At 44.6% G+C, this 19349-nt stretch carries 18 protein-coding genes and 1 tRNA gene; 11 read left to right on the top strand and 8 right to left on the bottom strand.

Features of this window, described 5'->3' with window-relative positions; all coding sequences use genetic code 11:
• From MD536_RS04910 to MD536_RS04920, 3 genes are read right to left on the bottom strand one after another with little or no spacing between them, the layout of a single operon-like run.
• Nucleotides 1-1596, bottom strand: coding sequence for a SusD/RagB family nutrient-binding outer membrane lipoprotein (locus MD536_RS04910; protein WP_239596327.1), 1596 nt, complete (start codon nt 1594-1596; stop codon nt 1-3).
• A gap of 2 nt (nt 1597-1598) precedes the next feature.
• Nucleotides 1599-5225: a SusC/RagA family TonB-linked outer membrane protein gene (locus MD536_RS04915; protein WP_239596329.1), complete on the bottom strand. Its 3627-nt coding sequence runs from the start codon at nt 5223-5225 to the stop codon at nt 1599-1601.
• A gap of 35 nt (nt 5226-5260) precedes the next feature.
• Nucleotides 5261-6271, bottom strand: coding sequence for a FecR family protein (locus MD536_RS04920; protein ID WP_239596331.1), 1011 nt, complete (start codon nt 6269-6271; stop codon nt 5261-5263).
• A 140-nt stretch (nt 6272-6411) separates the two neighbouring features.
• Here MD536_RS04920 and MD536_RS04925 point away from each other — a divergent pair, with 140 nt between their 5' ends.
• The 3 genes from MD536_RS04925 to MD536_RS04935 all read left to right on the top strand — a co-directional run bounded on the left by MD536_RS04925 (nt 6412) and on the right by MD536_RS04935 (nt 9069).
• Entirely contained in the window at nt 6412-6990 is a 579-nt protein-coding gene (locus tag MD536_RS04925) for an RNA polymerase sigma factor (protein WP_239596333.1), read from the top strand.
• 12 nt (nt 6991-7002) lie between these two features.
• Nucleotides 7003-8916 carry a glucosamine-6-phosphate deaminase gene (gene nagB / locus MD536_RS04930; protein WP_317208117.1) on the top strand — a complete coding sequence of 638 codons (1914 nt, stop codon included), beginning with the start codon at nt 7003-7005 and terminating at the stop codon, nt 8914-8916.
• A gap of 79 nt (nt 8917-8995) precedes the next feature.
• Nucleotides 8996-9069 (top strand) — tRNA-Arg (locus tag MD536_RS04935).
• A gap of 63 nt (nt 9070-9132) precedes the next feature.
• On the opposite strand, the gene MD536_RS04940 is transcribed toward MD536_RS04935, so the two are convergent.
• Entirely contained in the window at nt 9133-9678 is a 546-nt protein-coding gene (locus MD536_RS04940; protein ID WP_239596336.1) for a DinB family protein, read from the bottom strand.
• Between the two features lie 30 nt (nt 9679-9708).
• Here MD536_RS04940 and MD536_RS04945 point away from each other — a divergent pair, with 30 nt between their 5' ends.
• Entirely contained in the window at nt 9709-10173 is a 465-nt protein-coding gene (locus MD536_RS04945; RefSeq protein ID WP_239596338.1) for a 23S rRNA (pseudouridine(1915)-N(3))-methyltransferase RlmH, read from the top strand.
• A gap of 37 nt (nt 10174-10210) precedes the next feature.
• A complete protein-coding gene (locus MD536_RS04950) occupies nt 10211-10852 on the top strand; it encodes a rhomboid family intramembrane serine protease (RefSeq protein WP_239596341.1) in 642 nt (213 codons plus the stop codon).
• Here MD536_RS04950 and tilS read toward each other — a convergent pair.
• Nucleotides 10836-12203: a tRNA lysidine(34) synthetase TilS gene (tilS, locus tag MD536_RS04955; protein WP_239596343.1), complete on the bottom strand. Its 1368-nt coding sequence runs from the start codon at nt 12201-12203 to the stop codon at nt 10836-10838. The two genes, MD536_RS04950 and tilS, sit on opposite strands and share 17 nt — an antisense overlap.
• Nucleotides 12204-12305: 102 nt before the next feature.
• Between tilS and MD536_RS04960 the strand changes: the two genes are divergently transcribed.
• Nucleotides 12306-12989 (top strand): hypothetical protein, encoded by a 684-nt coding sequence (locus tag MD536_RS04960; protein WP_239596345.1) that lies wholly within the window; start codon nt 12306-12308, stop codon nt 12987-12989.
• On the opposite strand, the gene MD536_RS04965 is transcribed toward MD536_RS04960, so the two are convergent.
• Nucleotides 12979-13290: a tetratricopeptide repeat protein gene (locus MD536_RS04965; protein ID WP_239596347.1), complete on the bottom strand. Its 312-nt coding sequence runs from the start codon at nt 13288-13290 to the stop codon at nt 12979-12981. The genes MD536_RS04960 and MD536_RS04965 overlap by 11 nt on opposite strands.
• A 112-nt stretch (nt 13291-13402) precedes the next feature.
• Here MD536_RS04965 and MD536_RS04970 point away from each other — a divergent pair, with 112 nt between their 5' ends.
• The 5 genes from MD536_RS04970 to rocD all read left to right on the top strand — a co-directional run bounded on the left by MD536_RS04970 (nt 13403) and on the right by rocD (nt 18047).
• Nucleotides 13403-14146, top strand: a complete 744-nt coding sequence (locus MD536_RS04970) for an electron transfer flavoprotein subunit beta/FixA family protein (RefSeq protein ID WP_239596349.1) — start codon at nt 13403-13405, stop codon at nt 14144-14146.
• A 30-nt stretch (nt 14147-14176) separates the two neighbouring features.
• Nucleotides 14177-15139, top strand: a complete 963-nt coding sequence (locus tag MD536_RS04975; RefSeq protein ID WP_239596350.1) for an electron transfer flavoprotein subunit alpha/FixB family protein — start codon at nt 14177-14179, stop codon at nt 15137-15139.
• A 90-nt stretch (nt 15140-15229) separates the two neighbouring features.
• Nucleotides 15230-15817 carry a bifunctional nuclease family protein gene (locus MD536_RS04980; protein ID WP_239596352.1) on the top strand — a complete coding sequence of 196 codons (588 nt, stop codon included), beginning with the start codon at nt 15230-15232 and terminating at the stop codon, nt 15815-15817.
• Nucleotides 15818-15834: 17 nt separating this feature from the next.
• Nucleotides 15835-16647, top strand: coding sequence for a 4-(cytidine 5'-diphospho)-2-C-methyl-D-erythritol kinase (gene ispE / locus MD536_RS04985; RefSeq protein ID WP_239596354.1), 813 nt, complete (start codon nt 15835-15837; stop codon nt 16645-16647).
• Between the two features lie 164 nt (nt 16648-16811).
• A complete protein-coding gene (gene rocD, locus MD536_RS04990) occupies nt 16812-18047 on the top strand; it encodes an ornithine--oxo-acid transaminase (protein ID WP_239596356.1) in 1236 nt (411 codons plus the stop codon).
• Between the two features lie 30 nt (nt 18048-18077).
• Here the strand turns inward: rocD and MD536_RS04995 are convergent, their stop codons facing one another.
• Nucleotides 18078-18467 carry a hypothetical protein gene (locus tag MD536_RS04995; RefSeq protein ID WP_239596357.1) on the bottom strand — a complete coding sequence of 130 codons (390 nt, stop codon included), beginning with the start codon at nt 18465-18467 and terminating at the stop codon, nt 18078-18080.
• Between the two features lie 10 nt (nt 18468-18477).
• Complete coding sequence (locus tag MD536_RS05000) at nt 18478-19257, bottom strand: Fic family protein (protein WP_239596360.1); 780 nt, start codon at nt 19255-19257, stop codon at nt 18478-18480.
• Nucleotides 19258-19349: the final 92 nt, after the last annotated feature.

The following is a 19349-nucleotide window of genomic DNA, read 5'->3' on the forward strand; positions in this document are numbered from 1 at the left end:
TTAACGGACTTGCCAGAAAATGGGAAAGTACGTTTTATCCTTATCCCGAACTGCTACATAATTCACATTATACGTTACTTCATTACCCGGATACAATAAACGCCTGGGCGGTAAGGGGGCCTGTGGCTGACTGTTCACTCGGAATTCCAGTTTTGGATAACCGGTTCTTCTTAATTCCGCCCATGCCTGGTTGGATTGTAACAATCCAAAATGCACCCATCGTTGAATGGCAATCTTTCGGTATTTATCTTCCGCTGTTCCGGTTAACTGAACATTTTCATTTTGTAAAAAAGCTTCCATCGCTTCGGGATTCGGCTTCGGCTCCGGTTTTTTAAAACTGCTGTTCAGCCTGTTCAGGTAATAATAAAAGCGGGTCGACTGCCGCATGCCGAGATCATAATATGTATCGGGATCACCTCCTCCCCAACGCAGATAAGCTTCCGCTTTTAAAAAACTAACTTCAGCTGCCGTCATCAGAATCCCGGGAATATGCGGATTGAAGATAAAGGTGGCGGAATCCAAAATGGCAAACTTGCCAAGGTTTACCTGTTGCTGCTCCAGTGACCATTTCACCGGCAGTGCCCTGTATTCTTCATTTGGCACAAATCCAGCTCCTGTACTCACACCATACTTATCAAACAATACCGGTATTCGTGGATCAGCTGCCGGCAGTAACACTTCTTCCAGCAAATACTGCGGTGCGGAATAATTCGTTAGTTCGGTTAATGCAAAACGTAAGTCCAGGGTATTATCGGCTAAGGGAGCCAGTAAGATATCTTCCTGCTCCACATTGTAATCTGCTTCTTCACTTAAAAGAGGATTAATTTCTTTATTGGCTAGCAGCTCAGTTACCTGCACTTTTGCATAGGTTTCATTTACATGGGAAATCCGCATAAGCAGGCGCAAGCGTAAGGCATTTGCATAACGTTGCCATTTTTGAAGATTTCCATTTAATAAGATATCCTGCGTCCGGAATAAATTAGCAGTTGCAGGGTCAGGCGCCAGGGCAGCAAAATATGCATTCAGCGCTTTTAACTGTTCGATGGCCTCTTTATAGATATCGGCTGCGTTGTCGAATTTGGCCATTTTAGCTTCTCCGCTAGCATTCAGACTACCGGCTTCGGTGAAGGGAATATCGCCCCAGAGATCGACCATCTGACAGGCCTGATCATAAAAAATAACTTTGGCTGCATTTAAAAACAGACTCGCTTTATCCTTATCCGATGCAGGCAAATCGCGGTGAATTTTTTGCATCTCCCTGTAAAGTGCCATGGTTCCTGTTCCACTTCCCACCGGACGATAAAAATCATTCCACCTGCTTTCTGTATAACTAGGATTCTGAAGATAAACGCCGGGTGTATTTAAAAAACCAACTGTTTGACTGTAGATTCCTGAGTGCATCACCACAAAGGTTCTCATCTCCCAGTAAGAGGGCCTGATCCGGTAATTATTCAGCATTTCTGTAAACAGCTTTTCAACCCGTGCCGTTGTGAGCTGATCCGGATCATTATACAAGCGCTCCAGCTTCTTGGAACAACCGGTTCCAAGTAGTCCAGCTACCAACAGCAATACTATATGATGAATAATCCTTCTCATTTCTAAAAACCCATTTGAATAGATACGCCAAAACTCCTGGTAGCTGCTGTGGTTCCGTCATCAATGCTCTGCCTGGTCCAGGCTGTTCCAATAGGTGTTTCCGGATCCAAGTTTTCCAGGGTACGCCATAGATAAAATAAATTTCTTCCGATCAATGAGAACCGCATGGATTGAATTTTCCATTTTGTCAATTGCTTTGCAGGCAATGAATAACTTAAGGAAGCTTCTCTCATTTTCAGATAGCTGTTATCATAAATCGCTCCTTCTTCATTTAATGCGTTGGGGCCCCAGTAAAACATGTTCATATAATAATAGGCAGCGTCCACAATTTGTGTGTTTGGCTTACCATCCAATCCTACACCGGGAAGGATCATTCCATCCCTGAAAATTTTTGCACCACCCGGAGCTTGCTGCTGGTGATTGGCCAGAGCTACCTTCTGCCCGTTTGGATCTATATAATAGGGCAAACCTCCATATTTTTCATTTCTGTATTTCAGGGTGGATTCATACATGCCTGCACCTAAATTATACTTCAGCGCCGGTGATACCAACTGTCCGCCTATGCGGTAATCCATCATCAAATCCAGGCTGAACGACCGATACCGGATACTGTTCATCCAGCCTCCTATCAGGTCCGGCATGATATTACCTGCTTTTTTATAGCGGGTATTATCAATTATATATAGACCATTTGCCCCTACGATTGGCTGCCCTTGTGCATTTGTTTTTTTCGGGTATACATAAATGTTACCTACCTTTTTTCCTTCTTCCGCCATGATCCTAATAGCTCCCTGTTCCATTTCCTGGTAAACCATTTCCTTCACTCCTTCCGCCAGTTTCATGGTTCGAGTTGATACATACGAAAGATTGATGCCAGTCTTCCAATGAAACTGCTTGCCTGATACAGGTATCGCATCCAATCCCAGTTCAATTCCGGATGACCTTAAAGCTCCACTGTTTACCAACCTGGAACCAGCGCCCATACTAACAGGTACGGTTAACTGTAATATCTGATCATGTGTCTGGTTCTGATACCAGGTGAAATTTATTCCCAACCGGTTATTCAAGGCAACTGTTTCTATTCCCAGTTCCACTTCCTGTTTACGCTCCGGACGTATGGAGTTATTACCATATCTCGTCTGCGGTTGCTGAACAGAAACATTTCCACTTTGGGTGGGTAATACCTGCTGGTTATACGTAATAGCTGCCGTATAAGGAGGTGGTGCATTTCCAACAAAACCATAACTCGCGCGGAATTTGGCATAATTCATAAAGGAAGGCAGTTTCAGTGCTTCATGCAATAACACAGTTCCGTTTAAGGATGGATAGAAATAACTGTTCTTTCCTGGCGGCAATGTAGATGAATACTCCTGCCGCGCAGTTAGCTCGAGGAAATAACTGTTCTTCCAGGAAGCCTGTGCAAATCCCAGGTAGGCATAGCGCAAACTATTGATCCGGTTTGTTCGGTTGATCAAGGGCCCGAATGAATTACTCAGATTAAACCAGTTCTCTTTTACCAGGCCCGCGGAAGTGGTGGAGGTCTGATCCGTATACTTTTCCTCTCTCACCTGGTAGCCCGCATTTAAACTGACACGCCAATTGGCATCAAGTTTCTTTTCATAGGTTGCGAGCGCATCTCCATAAATCAAACTATACCTTCCTTCCGAATTACCATAATGGCCTGTGCTGGTTATTCCGTTAAACTCCTCAGGATATTCACTGAAGTTGCGGGTATCAATCTGCAGACTGGTAAAATCCTGTCCCACCCGCGCCCTGAAACTCAACGCTTCATTGAATTTATAATTAACAGTGGCTACACTGAAGAGGCGGTTCTGATCTTCCAGTTCCCGGTTTCTGAGCTGCGTCCACAATAGATTAAGTGCTTCCACTTTTACCGGGTATCGAAATGCCTCATCGGGATTACGAACCGACTGATCCCAGGGTACCCATTTATATCCCTGGCTGGTTTTATAATTGTCGAACAACAAATCGGTTCTGTCTGCCCGGCTTAAAAAACCATCATAAGCTGCCACTACCCTGGTTAATTGGAGTGGACGATTCAACACCCTGCTGTTCACCCAGCTGAACACCACATCAGCACTGAGTTTGGGCGATATCTTATATTGCGTGTTCAGGAAAAAAGTGGTTCGCTGGAGATTGCCCCCTACCTGGATTCCCTTGTAATCATTCCGGGTTAATGCCAGCCGGTAACTAGCTTTCTCTGTTTGATCAGCAAAGGATATATTAAAGATGGAATTCATTCCCGTGCGGAAAAAATCCCGGTAATTATTGGGCTGTGGACTAAAACGTTGCCGGGTGCCATCCCACCAGGGTACTTGCTGGCCTTCCATCCTCGGGCCAAATTGCGCCCAGGCCAAAAAATTGGGTCGCAGGTCATCTTCTTTGCCATCACCATCTGTATCTACCGGAATCCATCCATCTTCGTTTGCCCCCGCTGCCAGGTTGCTGATCCTGTCCAGCCCGGGACCAAACTCATTTTGAAACTTTGGTAAAAAAGCAGCTTTTTCAACTCCAAAAGAATAATTGAAGTCAATGCCCATCCCTTTCCTTTGCGCACCTTTTTTGGAAGTGATAACCACCACACCATTGGCAGCCTCCGAGCCATACAAAGCAGTAGCACTTGCTCCTTTCAAAATGGTGATACTTTCAATATCCAATGGATTGATGTCCAGTATACCATTTCCCCGGATTCGCTGGTCGATCCAGTAACCCTGGTTATTGATACCTTCAGTTCCTTTCTCATTGATATTGCGGATCACTGCTCCATCTAATATATATAAGGGCTGTGCATTAAAATTCAGGGAATTCAGTCCCCGGATCTGCACCTGAACAGCACTGGTAGCTCCTCCTGGAGCAGTAGTAATCCGAACCCCAGCTGCTTTTCCATACAGGGCTGCAGCAAAATTGGTATTACCCACCCGGTTGAGATCTTCTGCATCAACGGTACTGATAGAATAACCAAGGCTTTTCTTTTCACGATGTACACCCAGGGAGGTTATCACTACTTCGGCCATTTCTTTCTGCACGGGGTTGAGCATTACCTGCAAAAACTGGTTCGATTTAACCGGCATTCGCTCAGTTTCATATCCAATAGAGCTGATCCTGATTTCAGTTGCCCCAATATAAGGAAGGGAAAATTTTCCTTCTGCATCGGTGGTAACCCCAATCCAGCGATTATCCTGGTAGATTTCAATACTTGCATTGGGGATGGCCTCACCCTGGAAGGAGATCACTTTGCCTTGCAGATTGCTTTTCTCAGCAACAGCTGGAGCCGAACCAATCGACAGGGTAGTTTCCTGTGATTCAATAATTACAAACGTATTGGTATTTACCTGCTTGAAACTCAGGCCTGATTCACTTAGCAGACAGCTAAGAATTTTCTCTACAGGCAGGTTTTTATCCGGACAAGGAGTAACTTTTTTATCTCCAAATGATTTGTGTGCAAATAAAAAATAGGCACCTTTTTTCTCATGCAGCTCCCGAAGAATAGCAAAAAGGGGTCTTTGCTGGGACTCCTGTGCAAAAGCAGAAAAACCTCCACAACTCGCGATGAGCAAGAGTAATAGGAGCCCTACATCAATTATATTGGTGGCACAGGATTTACGCATTCAATAGCAGTAGCAGTCTTTGGTATTACCAAAGCCTAGCGAACTGCCGGTCCAATTGTCACCACTTTTCCATCCCGCTTCACACTAAATTCCTGGGTGGCTTCCAGTGATTGAATAAACACATCCAGATTATCCGATGGTAAAATCGCACTGATGGTCATTCTGGATGTTGTATCACCTTCTAACTGAACGTCAATACCATATAGGGCTTCCACGGACCGGGCAACTTCTTCAAGGCTGGTATTTTCGAAGATGAATTTACGTTCTTTCCAGCCAATTACTTGTGGAGTATTACCCGTTTTCTTATGTATTTTACCATTTTCAAGACTGGCCAGTTCACCCGGAAGAAGGTGTACAGTATCTTTGTTTAACTTTGACGTTACAATAACACTTCCTTCGGTCAACAACACTTCGGTTTTATCGGAGCGCTTGTAAACATTGAATTGGGTGCCGGTTACATGAATATCCAGTCCATCTAAGTGAACAATAAAAGCTTTTTTATCCGGAGTTGATTGAACTTCAAAAAAACCTTCTCCTTCCAACCAAACCTCGCGATCCTTATGAAAAAAATCAGGATGGCGATATTGTAATGCTGAGTTCCCATTTAATGTTACATCCGATCCATCTGTCAGTTCTATCGTTGAAATTTCTCCAAAACCGGTTTTTACATCCAGCAGATTGGGTTGCAGATATCCTCGAACCAGCCAGGCGGCTGATACGAGCAGGATAACCACCGCAGCTATGCTCAATGTTTTTTTATACCAGGGGATAATTTTTGAAGTTTCTACCAGCTCTTCCGATTCCTCTTCCAGTTGTTCCCAAAGCCTGGCTTCAGCAGCTGCTATCTGTACCGCAGAAGGGACGGCTTCACTGATCTTCAATTGCTCCAATATTTCGATTGCCTCCTCCAGCAGAAAGGGGTTTATCTCGCCCCTGGAACGACGTTCTTCCCAAAGCCGGCCTTTTTCCTGGTCGCTTTTATAGTACCAGGATAAAAACTGCTCATCCAAAAGTACTTCTTCCAATTTCTCACGTGAATTGTTCATGTTGATCTTCTCGTACAGTTATAGTTACATTCCTAACACAGTTGTAACTTTTTTGAAGTGTTTTTTTTACATTAAGATGCAAATTTGTTAATAAATTACATACCAAACGATTGCCCCCGGAACCAAAACGAAAATTTAATTTGAAAGCTGCTCAGTCAGATAGCAAACTGTGGGATGCCTATAAAAATGGTGATAAAGAGGCATTTAGCTTCCTTTTCAGGAAATATTACAGTCCGCTTTTCCTGTACGGGAGCAAAATCATGCAGGACCAGAATGCCCTGGAAGACTGTATCCAGGAACTTTTCATGGAACTCTGGAAGAGTCGCAGCCAGGTAGAAGTCAAATCCGTCAAAGCCTACCTCTTCAAATCCCTGAAATATAAAATATACCGCCAGCTCAGCCAGCGCAAGATCACTTCCGAAGCTTTTTTAAAGGAAGACATGGTTTTTGAACTGAGCCACGATACCTTCATGATCCACCGGGAGGATGAAACCGAAAGAGCCAAACAACTCATCAGGGCCTTTGATAAATTATCCAATCGCCAGAAAGAGGTGATCTACCTCAAATACTATCTCGGTCTCAGTTATGAAGAAGTGAGTGAAATCATGGAAATCAATTACCAGGTTGCCAGGAACCTCTTATACCTGGCGCTTCGATCCATGAAAAAAATGATTTCTATGGTAAAGTTGCTAATTTTTATACTTTCGCTCATTCATTAAGCAAAAGACCAAATTAAAACAACCATGGTAGATTCATTCGAGAAGATTCCAGTCAGGATTTTCAACAACCTGAAGGAAGGCTCCCTGTTTATTGCCAACGAAATTGCAGCTGTCATCCGTCAAAAACAGGCGGAAGGGAAAAAATGTGTATTGGGACTCGCAACCGGTTCCTCCCCCAAAACTGTTTATGCTGAATTGGTTCGGCTGCACAAAACAGAAGGACTCAGTTTCAGCAATGTGGTAACCTTTAACCTGGATGAATACTATCCAATTGATCAGGATGCATTGCAAAGTTATAACCGTTACATGCGTGAGCACCTGTTCAATCATGTTGACATCAAGCCCGAAAACATTCATATCCCTAATGGCGAACTGCCAAAGGATGAAATCAAAAAACACTGTGCCGATTATGAAGCCATGATTGAAGCAGAAGGCGGTATTGATGTTCAGATCCTCGGTATTGGTAACAATGGTCATATTGGTTTCAATGAACCCGGCTCCAGCCGGTATTCTAAAACCAGGATGATTACCCTCGATAATTCTACCCGTATTGCCAACTCTTTTGAGTTCCCGAATATTTCAGAAGTACCCCGACTGGCGGTTACCATGGGAATTGATACGATTCTCAAAGCCCGCAAAATTTACCTGATGGCCTGGGGGCCAATGAAAGCGCCAGTGGTGCAAAAAGCTGTTGAGGAACTTGTCATCGAACAAATACCCGCCTCCCTGCTGCAACAACACAACGATACTATTTATGTATTGGATGAAATGGCGGCATCTGAACTTACCCGTTTTAAATCACCCTGGCTGACCGGTGATATTGAATGGACACCTGCTATGGTAAAAAAAGCCGTGGTAAGTATGGCATTGAAAACCGGCAAACCTATACTGGGCCTGACGAATAGCGATTACAATGAATATGGCCTGGGTGATCTGCTAGTTGAAAAAGGGGATGCTTATGAGATCAACCTCCAGGTATTTTATATGCTGCGCGATGGTATCACAGGCTGGCCGGGAGGCAAACCCAATGCCGTTATTCCTGCTCACCCGGAGCGTTCGCTGCCTTACCCCAAAACCTGTCTAATCTTCTCTCCGCACCCGGATGATGATATTATCAGCATGGGTGGCACATTTATGCGTTTGCACGATCAGGGTCATGATGTGCATGTGGCGTATCAAACCAGTGGTAATATTGCTGTTACAGATGAATTTGTAACCCGCTTTATTGATTTCGCCGTAGGCTTTGAAGAAATTTCGGGTATTGATAGCAGTAAGTCGCGCGAAATTCTGACCGCTGCCCATAAATTCCTTGCGAATAAAAAACCAAGTGAAAGCGATACTGCCGAGATACGAGCCATCAAAGGACTGATCCGCAGAGGAGAAGCTAAAGCAACTTGTCGTTATGTTGGTATCAAGGATGAAAATGTACATTTCCAGAACCTGCCCTTTTATGAAACCGGTCGGGTAGAGAAAATGCCCATGGGCGAAGAAGATGTGCGTATAACCATGGAACTGCTGAGAAAAGTAAAACCGCACCAGGTGTATTGCGCGGGTGATTTGGCGGACCCACATGGAACGCATAAGGTTTGCCTGGATATCGTGTTTGAAAGCCTGCGTCGCATCAAAGCAGAAGGTGATGAGTGGATCAAGGATTGCTGGGTTTGGTTGTACAAAGGTGCATGGCAGGAGTGGAACATTGAAGAAATTGAAATGGCCATCCCGATGAGTCCGGATCAGGTGATTAAAAAAAGGCATGGCATTTTTATCCACCAGTCGCAGAAAGATATGGTGCCTTTCCAGGGCTCCGACTCCCGCGAATTCTGGCAGCGTGCGGAAGACCGGAATGCGCAAACTGCCAAGCAGTATGCGCAACTCGGCTTAACGCAATACGCTGCTATGGAGGCATTTGTGCGCTGGCATTATTAAAAAAATCAGGGAAATCGGTCTTGAAATTTTTGGAATGTAAAGATCGATTCCCTTATCTTTGCACTCCCTTAACGGGAATGGCTCCGTAGCTCAACTGAATAGAGCATCTGACTACGGATCAGAAGGTTTCAGGTTTGAATCCTGACGGAGTCACAGACTAGAATAGTTGTAAAAGAGTTGGTATCTTTAAGATGCTAACTCTTTTTGTTTCTACCCCTACCATCCAACATAATCCGGAGGTTTTATACCATTCAATCGCAAATAAACCAATAATTGTCCCCTGTGATGGGTCTGGTGATCATTTATCAGATTGATGATTTGTAATTTATTCATTGGTCCGGCAAAAAAAGAAACCGTATCCTGAAGTTGCGCCAATTCAAACTTTTCTAACACTTCAAGTACATACTCATACGTGCTGGTTACCACTTGAATAATCTCCTCTTTTTTCGTTGCTTTTTTTGCCGCTGAACTAACCGGATTTTCTCCAACACGTAGATAGGCAGAAGACAGCCATCCCAGATTCGAACTGATATGAATGAGCTGTTCTCCAAATGTCATTTCTCCTGAGGTAGGCCGGAAGTCGAATTTTTCGTCCGGCATCAGCCGGGCCACATTTAGTGTATACTCCTTAGAATGCCGCATTTTGGTGATGGCAGCTTCCAAAAACAATCGATCAGTAGTTTGAGCCGTTGCGGAAGCAATCAATACAAGAAGACCTGATACCAAGCTGGTTAACTTTTTTATCATTCGTTTTTGCTGCATAGTTCCTTTATTTGTGGCAATTTTAAAGTTATGAAAATCTGGTTGGTGAGTTTTGGTAAACAACAGGAAGCTTCCACCAGAGAGGCGCTGGATGATTTTACCCGTCGGGTGACACGTTATTTTCCCTGCGAATGGAAAATGTTGCCCCCTTCCAAACTCACAGAACCGAACCAGATCAAAAAACAGGAAGCTCAATTGTTCCTGCAGCAGTTGCAGCCGGATGACTACCTGGTATTGCTGGATGAAAGAGGAAAAAACATCAGTTCACCTGACCTGGCCCAACTAATACAGGACAGAGCTAATGAAAGCAGGCGACAACTGATATTTTTAATTGGAGGTGCTTATGGGGTGGATAACAGTGTTCAGCAAAGAGCCAATTTTACCTGGAGTTTATCCAAACTGGTTTTCCCGCACCAACTGGTTCGTTTGCTGCTGGCAGAGCAGGTGTACCGGGCCTGCACCATCCTGCGCAATGAAAAATACCACCATTCCTAACCTTTTGGGGACTCACTGAAATTTGTATCTTTCGAGCATGATTAGCATTACTCTGTCGATCGTCATTTTAACTATAGCAATCTCCGTTTCGGCCTTCAGTAAGGAAAAAATAAAAGAAGATTTACTGTTCTGGCCGGCACAAATTGATAGCCAGAAACAATATTATCGTTTTTTCACCAATGGATTTGTGCACGCGGACGTGATGCATTTGGCTTTTAATATGCTGGCCTTGTGGTCCTTTGGTGAATATGTAGAAGGTTATTTATATAGCAACCCGATGTTATTTGGATCCAAAGCCAAACTGGTTTACCTGGGCTTGTATATATTTGGACTGATCGTTTCCGTGTTACCCGACTATTTTCAATACAGAAACAATTACGCCTACCGAGCATTGGGTGCATCGGGCGCTGTTTCTGCCGTGATATTTTCTTTCATCATGCTCGACCCGGCACAGAAAATTTCTGTCTTCTTTTTACCCGGCATGCCCGGTTATATTTTTGGCGTGATCTTCCTTGCCTTATCAGCTTTCCTGGCAAAACGCGGAGGAGGAAATATAGGTCACCGGGCTCACTTTAGCGGTGCTATCTTTGGGGTACTATATACTATCATTATGGCAAAGCTCATTGCCAATATTGATATCATTCCCGCTTTTATCGAAACCATCAAAGCCCGCTACTAACAGGCAGGTGTAACTGAAACCGAATCATCTTTTTGGTGGATGTTTTTACTTTAAAGCGGTCATCCGGTCTCAAGCCAACCACCCAACAGATTTTTTTATCAGCTTCCAGCACCCAGGTGTTTTCTTTTTGATTCCTGGAAAGCTTTTCATCAGTCAAAAACCGCGCTATCTTTTTCTTTTTGGCTAAACCAAGGGGATAAAAATAATCTCCCGCTTTCCATTTACGCAGTAATAAAGGGAATGGTAACCGGCTACTATCAAGCACTGCAATGGAAGATTCGGTTGGAATGGTAAACTCCTCCCCGCTTTGACTGGACCAACTCAACCTGCCTCCCGGGAACTCAAGTTCACCCGAAGGCGTTTCTATTACCAACCACTCATTCAGGGCCGGCTCCTTTTTCGACAGAATCAACCAATTCCTGTTTTTCAAGAGTTGGTATTCTTCATTTTGAATATACTGACCTGTTTGGCTTTCCATCAGTGCAACCGCCTGTTCAACCTGCTCCGCACTGAATCCTGCCCCCTGCAACCATTCAAAGAGCAAATAGTCCGCGCCCACTGTTTGTTTCCATTTCAAAATAGGCAGCCACTGCTCTGTTCCTTTTTGTTCAATTAATTTAACCAGGCTTCGCTGCACCTGTTGTTCCGTGTAAGCAGCCAGACTTTGAAAATTTCTACTGTTCAGGTAGATTCTCCGAATACTATCAGGATACAATGCTGTTATGGCTGGCAACACCTGCTGCCGGATCCTGTTTCGGCTGTATTTATCCGTTAGATTGGAACTGTCTTCTACCCAGTTCAAGCCCTCAGCGGCAGCATAGGCTTCCAGGCTGGCTCTTTCTGCAAACAGTAAAGGCCTGCAAAGCTTGCCTCTTTTCGGCTGCATGCCTTTGATTCCCTTCAATCCGGAACCCCGAAACAGATTCATCAGGATGGTTTCAGCCTGGTCATTGGCATGATGGGCTGTTACCATATAAGCGGATGGCTGACCTTGCCGCAGGGGCTTCTCGATGTATACCAATTCTTCAAACCATGCATAACGCAGCTTACGCGCTGTTTCCTGCAGATTGCCTTCCCTACTAAACACAACCGGATCAATTTTCTTCACTTGTAAAGTCAATCCCCATTGCTCTGCCAGCTGCCGCACAAACTGTTCATCGCTTTCACTCTCCGCTCCTCTTAATCCATAATTTATATGCGCCAGCTCCACCTGGTATTGCAAACGTTGAAGTACATGGACCAACACCACCGAATCCAATCCGCCACTAACGCCTACCACTAACCGATCGATCCTGGTGAACAGTTGTTCCTTCTCAATAAAGCTTTCTACTTGTTTTAGTAATGTCTGCATGTTTAAAATCGAGTGTTTTCCCTCGTAAGATTACCTTCCGAAAATAAATATATCCACTTAGTTTAGTGTTTGATTTTATAACCATTAACCGTATCCGAAGCTATGCCAAACCAGGGCTTCTTACTACAGCTGATCGATCAGCTGACTTTTGCAACCTTGATCATCTCCCTGTTTTTTATCCTTTTGAAAAAAGCATGGACGAATCCCATTTTTTTATTCCTAACCCTCAATATCCTGTACAGTGTATTGCTCTTTATCATAGGCTGGATCTTTGGCTTATTCTCCGTTCAATATGAATTGGTCTCCAACCTAAGCATTCATGTTGATACCCTAACCGGGCTCGGCGTTCTCTTTCATATCTGGCCGGAAAATCGTTACCGGAAATTTTTAATCGTCTCCGTTATCCCGGTTTTACTCGCCTGGTTGGTCACCATCTTTTTTATGGGTCCGCAAAAGACGTATTATTGGAACCTGGTTGCTCCCGCCACCTGGTTTTTACTGGCCTCTATTTATTCCATGTCCCTACTCTATAAAAACTCCTTCTACCAGGAAAACGCGCATTATCTTAGTAAATTCCTGATCATTGCCGGATTCCTCTTTTATAATTTCGTCTATCTCATCATCGAAGGGTGTTATATCGTTTTTGCACAGTCCGATGGCGCCGAAGATGCCTGGAATATCAACTTCTGGAGTTATTTTATTTTCCGCCTGATGTTACTGACCGGCATTCTTTCCTGGTTTTATCACCCCCGGGCTGCTAATAACCAGATGGCCTTTAATAAATAAGATCCTCCAAAGCCGCTCTTAACTCACCCAATGCATGCTGATCACCAGCTTTCATCGCCTGCTGCATGCCTTCCTGGTACACCCGGATGGCCTCCTCCGTATTGCCGGTTCGTTCCAGTAATTTCCCTAAATGGTAATAAGTTCCCACATACCCCGGATTGGCAGCCAGCAATTCCTGGAAAACCACCCTTGCCTGCTCCTCTTCTCCCAGTTTGATATATTCCAATCCCAGTGCATGCTGCAAAAAGGAATCAGTCGGACTGGCAGCCAGGTAGGCTTTCAATTGCTGAATTCGATCCATATAGAATTAATAAATTTTTTATCCGTAAAAGCTTTGCTGCAAAACTAACAAACGTATATTTGTGTTAAGTAGTTGCATAAACAACTTTTAATCTTTACGAAACGAGCGCTGTATGAAAATTCTAGTTTGTATTAGTAAAACGCCGGACACTACGGCAAAAATAGCCTTCACAGACAATAACACGAAATTCGCCACAGAGGGTGTTCAGTGGATCATCAATCCCTATGATGAATGGTATGCCCTGGTGCGCGCCATCGAATTAAAGGAAAAAGATCCCACCACTGTTTTACACCTGGTAAATGTGGGTGGTGCAGAGAATGATGCCATTATACGCAAAGCACTTGCCCTGGGTGGTGATGAAGCCATTCGCGTCAATATCGAAAGCCAGGATAGCTTTACCATCGCCAGCCAGATCGCACAGGTTGCAAAAGATGGAGGATATGACCTGGTATTTACTGGTAAAGAAACCATCGATTACAATGGTTCTTCTATTGGCGGGATGGTTGCCGAATTGCTCGACTGGCCCTATGTTTCCCTGGCTACCAAATTGGATATAGAAGGCAGCAATGCTAAACTGACCCGCGAAATTGAAGGTGGCGAAGAAACCGTTGAAGCAAGCCTTCCTTTGGTTGTAAGTGCACAAAAAGGCATGGCTGAACAGCGCATTCCTAATATGAAGGGCATTATGGGGGCCAGAACCAAACCCCTGAAAGTTGTGGAGCCGGTTGCTGTGGAGGCCCTGACTTCTATAGCCGGATTTGAACTTCCTCCAGCAAAAGCCGGAGTGAAACTGGTTCCAGCCGACAACCCGGAAGAACTGGTGAGACTGCTTCACGAAGAGGCCAAGGTTATTTAATTTTTTGCACCCACTTTTAAAAACGATTCTATGTCAGTACTTGTATATATCGATCATACAGATGGAGAAATAAAAAAATCTTCCCTCGAAGCTGCCAGTTATGGCGCTCAACTCGCCAGTCAGCTGGGGGTTGCAGCACACGGACTGGTATTAGGCACGCTGAATGCAGACCTGTCCGCCCTCGGCAAACAGGGACTTCAGAAAGTTCACCAGGTAAAAAACGATTCCCTCAACCAGTTTGATCCCGGTCAACAGGCTGTTATGGTTGCGGAAGCTGTTACCAGTCTCGCGGCGACGGTTGTTGTTGTATCAAATAATGTAACTGGTAAAGCCCTCGGTCCGCGTTTATCAGCAAGGCTCAAAGCCGGACTGGTGGCTGGCGCAGTTGCTCTGCCCGATACCAGCAATAGTTTTGTTGTAAAGAAAGCAGTGTTCAGTGGAAAAGCTTTTGCACAGGTAGCAGTTAGTTCTCCCATCAAAATCATAGCCCTTACGCCGAATGCCTTCTCTGTTTCCAATGGCGATGGCAGTGCAGAAGTGGCAGACATCAACTTAACCGTACCAGCTGCAAAAATCAAAGTAACCGGTACCAATAAAATAAAAGGTCAGATCCCCCTTAGTGAAGCAGAACTGGTAGTGAGTGGTGGTCGCGGTTTGAAAGGCCCGGAAAACTGGGGTATGATCGAAGAACTGGCCGATCTGCTGGGAGCAGCAACTGCCTGTAGCAGACCTGTTGCTGATTCACACTGGCGCCCGCACCATGAGCATGTGGGACAAACAGGCGGTGCAGTTGCACCGAATCTGTATTTCGCGGTAGGTATATCTGGTGCCATCCAACACCTGGCCGGGGTTAACCGAAGCAAGGTGATTGTAGTGATCAACAAGGATCCCGAAGCACCTTTCTTTAAAGCAGCTGATTACGGAATCGTAGGAGATGCTTTCGAAGTGATGCCCAAAATCATTGACTCCGTTAAAAAACTCAAGGGAAAATAAGCTAACCTGAATGTTTAAGGAAGGTTGATAATTGAGAGGGTAAATCCCTCTCAATTTTTTATTAAAATCCCGTAGTTTCGTGCCTTCATTATGAGGAAGATAGAACTGGAAATAGTGGCCCTGTCCCACAGCATTACCCAAACGCATTCCTATGCAGTGGTGCTGGGAGAAGTTAACGGATTGCGCAGATTGCCTATAGTTATTGGCGGTTTCGAAGCCCAGGCGATTGCCGTGGCCCTGGAGAAAATGCAGCCCAGTCGCCCGTTGACCCACGACCTGATGAAAAATTTCATGAGTGCTTTTAATGTAGAGCTAACTGAAATCATCATCAGTGATCTGCAGGAAGGCATCTTTTATTCCAAGCTTGTGTGCGTAGGCGAACACGATACCGTTGAAATTGATTCCCGCACTTCAGATGCCCTGGCACTAGCGGTACGTTTTGGATGTCCTATTTATACGTATGAGAACATCCTCGAAAACGCAGGCATTCTGATGGAAGACACTTCCGGCAAAAAGAAAAAGCAGGTTTCAGCTCCGGAGAGAGAGGAATCCGCACATGAAGATCTGAAAACACTTAGTGTGGAGGAACTTCATACCCTATTGAATGAAGTGCTGGAACAGGAAGATTATATCCGCGCTATCGCCATCCGCGATGAAATCAACAGCCGGAAAAAATAACTACCCAAACACCTGTTTTGATAGTCTTCCCGAATGCAAAAATCAATCTTGGTTTACAGATTACCGGTAAACGGGCTGATGGCTATCACAACCTTCGTACTGTCTTTTACCCCATCCAACTCTCCGATATGCTGGAAGCCGTACGAGCTGATGAATTCAGTTTTCATTCCAGCGGCTTGCCGATTAGTGGAGATCCCGAAACCAATCTTTGTATCCGGGCCTGGCAAAAACTGCAGGCAGCTTATGACCTGCCTCCCATTTCCCTCTACCTGCATAAGATTATTCCTATGGGAGCCGGACTTGGTGGTGGATCTTCAGACGGCGCTTTTACGCTGCGGTTGATCAACCAATTATTCAAGCTGGATTGTCCGGATGAGCAACTAAAAGCTTTTGCACTCGAACTTGGTAGTGATTGTCCATTTTTCTTACTAAATCAACCAGCATATGCTGCTAGTCGAGGTGAGGAATTAACCCAGATTGAACTACCCCAACTCAAAGGCAAAACCATCCTGTTAGCCAATCCAGGTATTCATATTTCAACTGGCTGGGCCTTTAGCCAATTGGATCTGAGCAAACCCGCTCCAGCTTTTCCCGACCTTTCAGCTCTTCCCCTGGATCAATGGAAGGATATCCTGCTAAATGATTTCGAACCCGTAGTTTTCAACGCCCATCCGGAGATTGCATCCATCCGGGAGAGGTTTTATGCCATGGGGGCGACCTATGCTGCTATGACCGGTACCGGTTCTACAGTCTATGGAATTTTTGATACTGCTCCGGCTGACTGGAAAGAGCAATTTCCCTCGCACTACACCCTTTTGGAATCAAAATAAATGGCTATCTTGCCAGTGTTCATGCGAGCTCAAAAACACATACCAGCCTTTCTGGCTTTCAACCTGGACTTCCTCAATCATTGAAGGAATTGATCGTTTTTACATGGGCGTTGTATGCCCTCTCCTTTTTAATTTTCTTACTTAACTCTTCTAATACAAGACTCATGTCAGTTGCTGTAACTGCGCTGTCTGAAAAGACGCAGTATTATCTCGATTTGGAATCCAAGTATGGAGCACATAATTATCATCCCCTTCCGGTCGTATTGTCTAAAGGCTCGGGAGTATTTCTCTGGGATGTGGATGGTAATCGTTACTTTGATTTTTTGAGTGGCTATAGTGCCATTAACCAGGGACATTGCCATCCCAAAATCATTCAGGCCCTGATTGAGCAGGCGCAGGATCTCACACTCACTTCCCGGGCTTTTCATAACAACCTGCTTGGGGAATACGAACAATATATTACCCGACTCTTTGGCTACGATAAAGTATTGCCGATGAATACCGGGGTGGAAGGTGGAGAAACGGCTATCAAACTGGCGCGCAGATGGGCTTATGTAAAAAAAGGAGTTACTGAAAACAAGGCCCGGATCATATTTGCGGAAAATAATTTCTGGGGCAGAACCCTGGCGGCAATCTCCTCTTCAACTGACCCCAGCAGTTATCACCAGTTTGGTCCCTTTATGCCCGGCTTTGACCTGGTTCCGTATAACGACCTGCCGGCATTGGAGAAAGCTTTGCAACACCCTGATGTAGCTGCCTTTATGGTTGAACCCATCCAGGGAGAAGCAGGTGTGGTAGTGCCGGAGGAAGGCTACCTGAGCAGCGTGCGCGAACTCTGTACGAAATACAATGTCCTCTTTATTGCGGATGAAATTCAAACCGGTCTTGCACGTACGGGAAAGATGCTGGCCTGTGATCATGAAAACGTACGTCCTGATATCTTGATATTAGGAAAAGCCCTGAGTGGAGGTGTACTGCCGGTAAGTGCGGTATTGGCGGATGATTTCATCATGAATAATATTCATCCGGGTGAACATGGCTCTACTTATGGCGGCAACCCGTTGGCCTGTAAGGTGGCGATGGCAGCCCTGCAGGTGCTGGAAGATGAAAAGCTGGCGGAACGTGCTGAAGAGATGGGAGCATTACTAAGGCTGGAACTGGCCAAACTGGATTCACCCTATATTGGTACCATTCGTGGAAAAGGATTGTTGAATGCGATTGTGATCAAACATTCCAATCCGGATGCCGCCTGGCAGCTTTGCTTACTCTTGAAAGATGCTGGTTTGCTGGCCAAGCCTACGCATGGAGATAAGATCCGATTTGCACCTCCGTTAATCATTACAAAGGAGCAGTTGCTGGAAGCTGTTGAGATTATAGGCAGCTGTCTGAAACAACTATAAAACTTAATTAAGAAAAGCCCTTCGGGGCTTTTATTTTTTGGCGATAGCCTGGTTGGGCAGGAAGGACATCACCAATTGCAGCAAGGCGGCAATAATGTAAATGAAAAAGGCTGGTTGCCGGTCGGGACAATCACCAGCATGACAAGTGCTCAGCAAAATAAAGTTCCGAAACGCCCAGGCCAGGTTAAAGCCGGAAAAAAACAGGTTGGCTCTCTTTGCCCAGATCCTCGGAATCAGGAAAAGCAAAATTGCTATGGAGCTCATCACCACATTTACGAGGCCGGGTTTCCCATAACGTGTACCCTCCGTCGCAAATCCTGAAATGGTAATGGCTGTATCAGGAATCTTAATCCAGGTAATAAAACAACTGGCAATTACCACCGCTGCTAATAAGGCTCCAATCTGATTTGCGTATTTCATGGATGCGAAATTAGGGTACAATTAAGGATTGCGGAAGCATAAGTAGAAAGGGTATTGATTTTTCATACTGCAACTCTCCATAATACAATCCCAATCTTGAAAGGTTCTTATAATAATTAGATACATTTTTATAGTAAAATTTCTCTGATTGAATGTACCAGGCTCTCTCTCCCAATTTTTCAGCTAAAAACCATTTTTCCAATAACCGAGCCATTCGGCCATTCCCATCGCTAAAAGGATGAATATTTACAAATACCAAATGGATAAATGCCGCATAGTAAAATAGATCTTCTATAGTTAATTCCAGTTGGAGCAGCTGTTCAATTTCATCCCACAACGTTCCATATTGCTCCTTTACTATGGTTAAAGGCGCTGCTTCGTATTGAATTCTACCAGTTGCATGCTCCATTACAAGCATTTCTGTTTTCCGAATGGATGCACGCTGGTTTTCTGGTAACAAATGCGCAGAAACAAGTCTGTGTGTTTGTAAAAAATTGGCAGGGTTTAATTTGTTTTCTTTAGCAAACAGGTATGCATTGTATAAATCATTTGGCTTCTCAGTCAATTCAGGCAGATATTCAATATTCAACATTTTGTGCTTCACAAAACTATCCACCTCCAGCTGCTCACCTTCAATTCTTGAAGAAGACATTACTGAAACAGAAGTATAAAAGGTAAAACTGTGTGGCTCCAGTTGCAATTGCTCAATAGCAGCAAATTCCTTCTGAATATCTATTGTAAGGTTAGATTTCCATAGTTTAAAATATTCCGATTTTATCAGGTTTGCCATGCTGCAATTGCTTATTACGCCGGCTTAAAAATAGGGCTTTCTTCTGTAGAACTTATTCTACCAACTCCTTTATCCTCCAATTGCTATACCAA

It is taken from the genome of Flavihumibacter cheonanensis (genome assembly GCF_022352215.1).
Lineage (GTDB): Bacteria > Bacteroidota > Bacteroidia > Chitinophagales > Chitinophagaceae > Flavihumibacter > Flavihumibacter cheonanensis.

Bases quoted from the DNA above. Each gene is read 5' to 3' on its own strand.
- MD536_RS04945 (WP_239596338.1), top strand. From the start codon at position 9,709: ATGAAAATCTGGTTGGTGAGTTTTGGTAAACAACAGGAAGCTTCCACC.
- MD536_RS04910 (WP_239596327.1), bottom strand. From the start codon at position 1,596: ATGAGAAGGATTATTCATCATATAGTATTGCTGTTGGTAGCTGGACTA.
- MD536_RS04915 (WP_239596329.1), bottom strand. From the start codon at position 5,225: ATGCGTAAATCCTGTGCCACCAATATAATTGATGTAGGGCTCCTATTA.
- rocD (WP_239596356.1), top strand. From the start codon at position 16,812: ATGTCAGTTGCTGTAACTGCGCTGTCTGAAAAGACGCAGTATTATCTC.
- MD536_RS04920 (WP_239596331.1), bottom strand. From the start codon at position 6,271: ATGAACAATTCACGTGAGAAATTGGAAGAAGTACTTTTGGATGAGCAG.
- MD536_RS04975 (WP_239596350.1), top strand. From the start codon at position 14,177: ATGTCAGTACTTGTATATATCGATCATACAGATGGAGAAATAAAAAAA.
- MD536_RS04995 (WP_239596357.1), bottom strand. From the start codon at position 18,467: ATGAAATACGCAAATCAGATTGGAGCCTTATTAGCAGCGGTGGTAATT.
- MD536_RS04980 (WP_239596352.1), top strand. From the start codon at position 15,230: ATGAGGAAGATAGAACTGGAAATAGTGGCCCTGTCCCACAGCATTACC.
- MD536_RS04970 (WP_239596349.1), top strand. From the start codon at position 13,403: ATGAAAATTCTAGTTTGTATTAGTAAAACGCCGGACACTACGGCAAAA.
- MD536_RS04960 (WP_239596345.1), top strand. From the start codon at position 12,306: ATGCCAAACCAGGGCTTCTTACTACAGCTGATCGATCAGCTGACTTTT.
- MD536_RS04950 (WP_239596341.1), top strand. From the start codon at position 10,211: ATGATTAGCATTACTCTGTCGATCGTCATTTTAACTATAGCAATCTCC.
- MD536_RS04940 (WP_239596336.1), bottom strand. From the start codon at position 9,678: ATGCAGCAAAAACGAATGATAAAAAAGTTAACCAGCTTGGTATCAGGT.
- MD536_RS04965 (WP_239596347.1), bottom strand. From the start codon at position 13,290: ATGGATCGAATTCAGCAATTGAAAGCCTACCTGGCTGCCAGTCCGACT.
- MD536_RS05000 (WP_239596360.1), bottom strand. From the start codon at position 19,257: ATGGCAAACCTGATAAAATCGGAATATTTTAAACTATGGAAATCTAAC.
- tilS (WP_239596343.1), bottom strand. From the start codon at position 12,203: ATGCAGACATTACTAAAACAAGTAGAAAGCTTTATTGAGAAGGAACAA.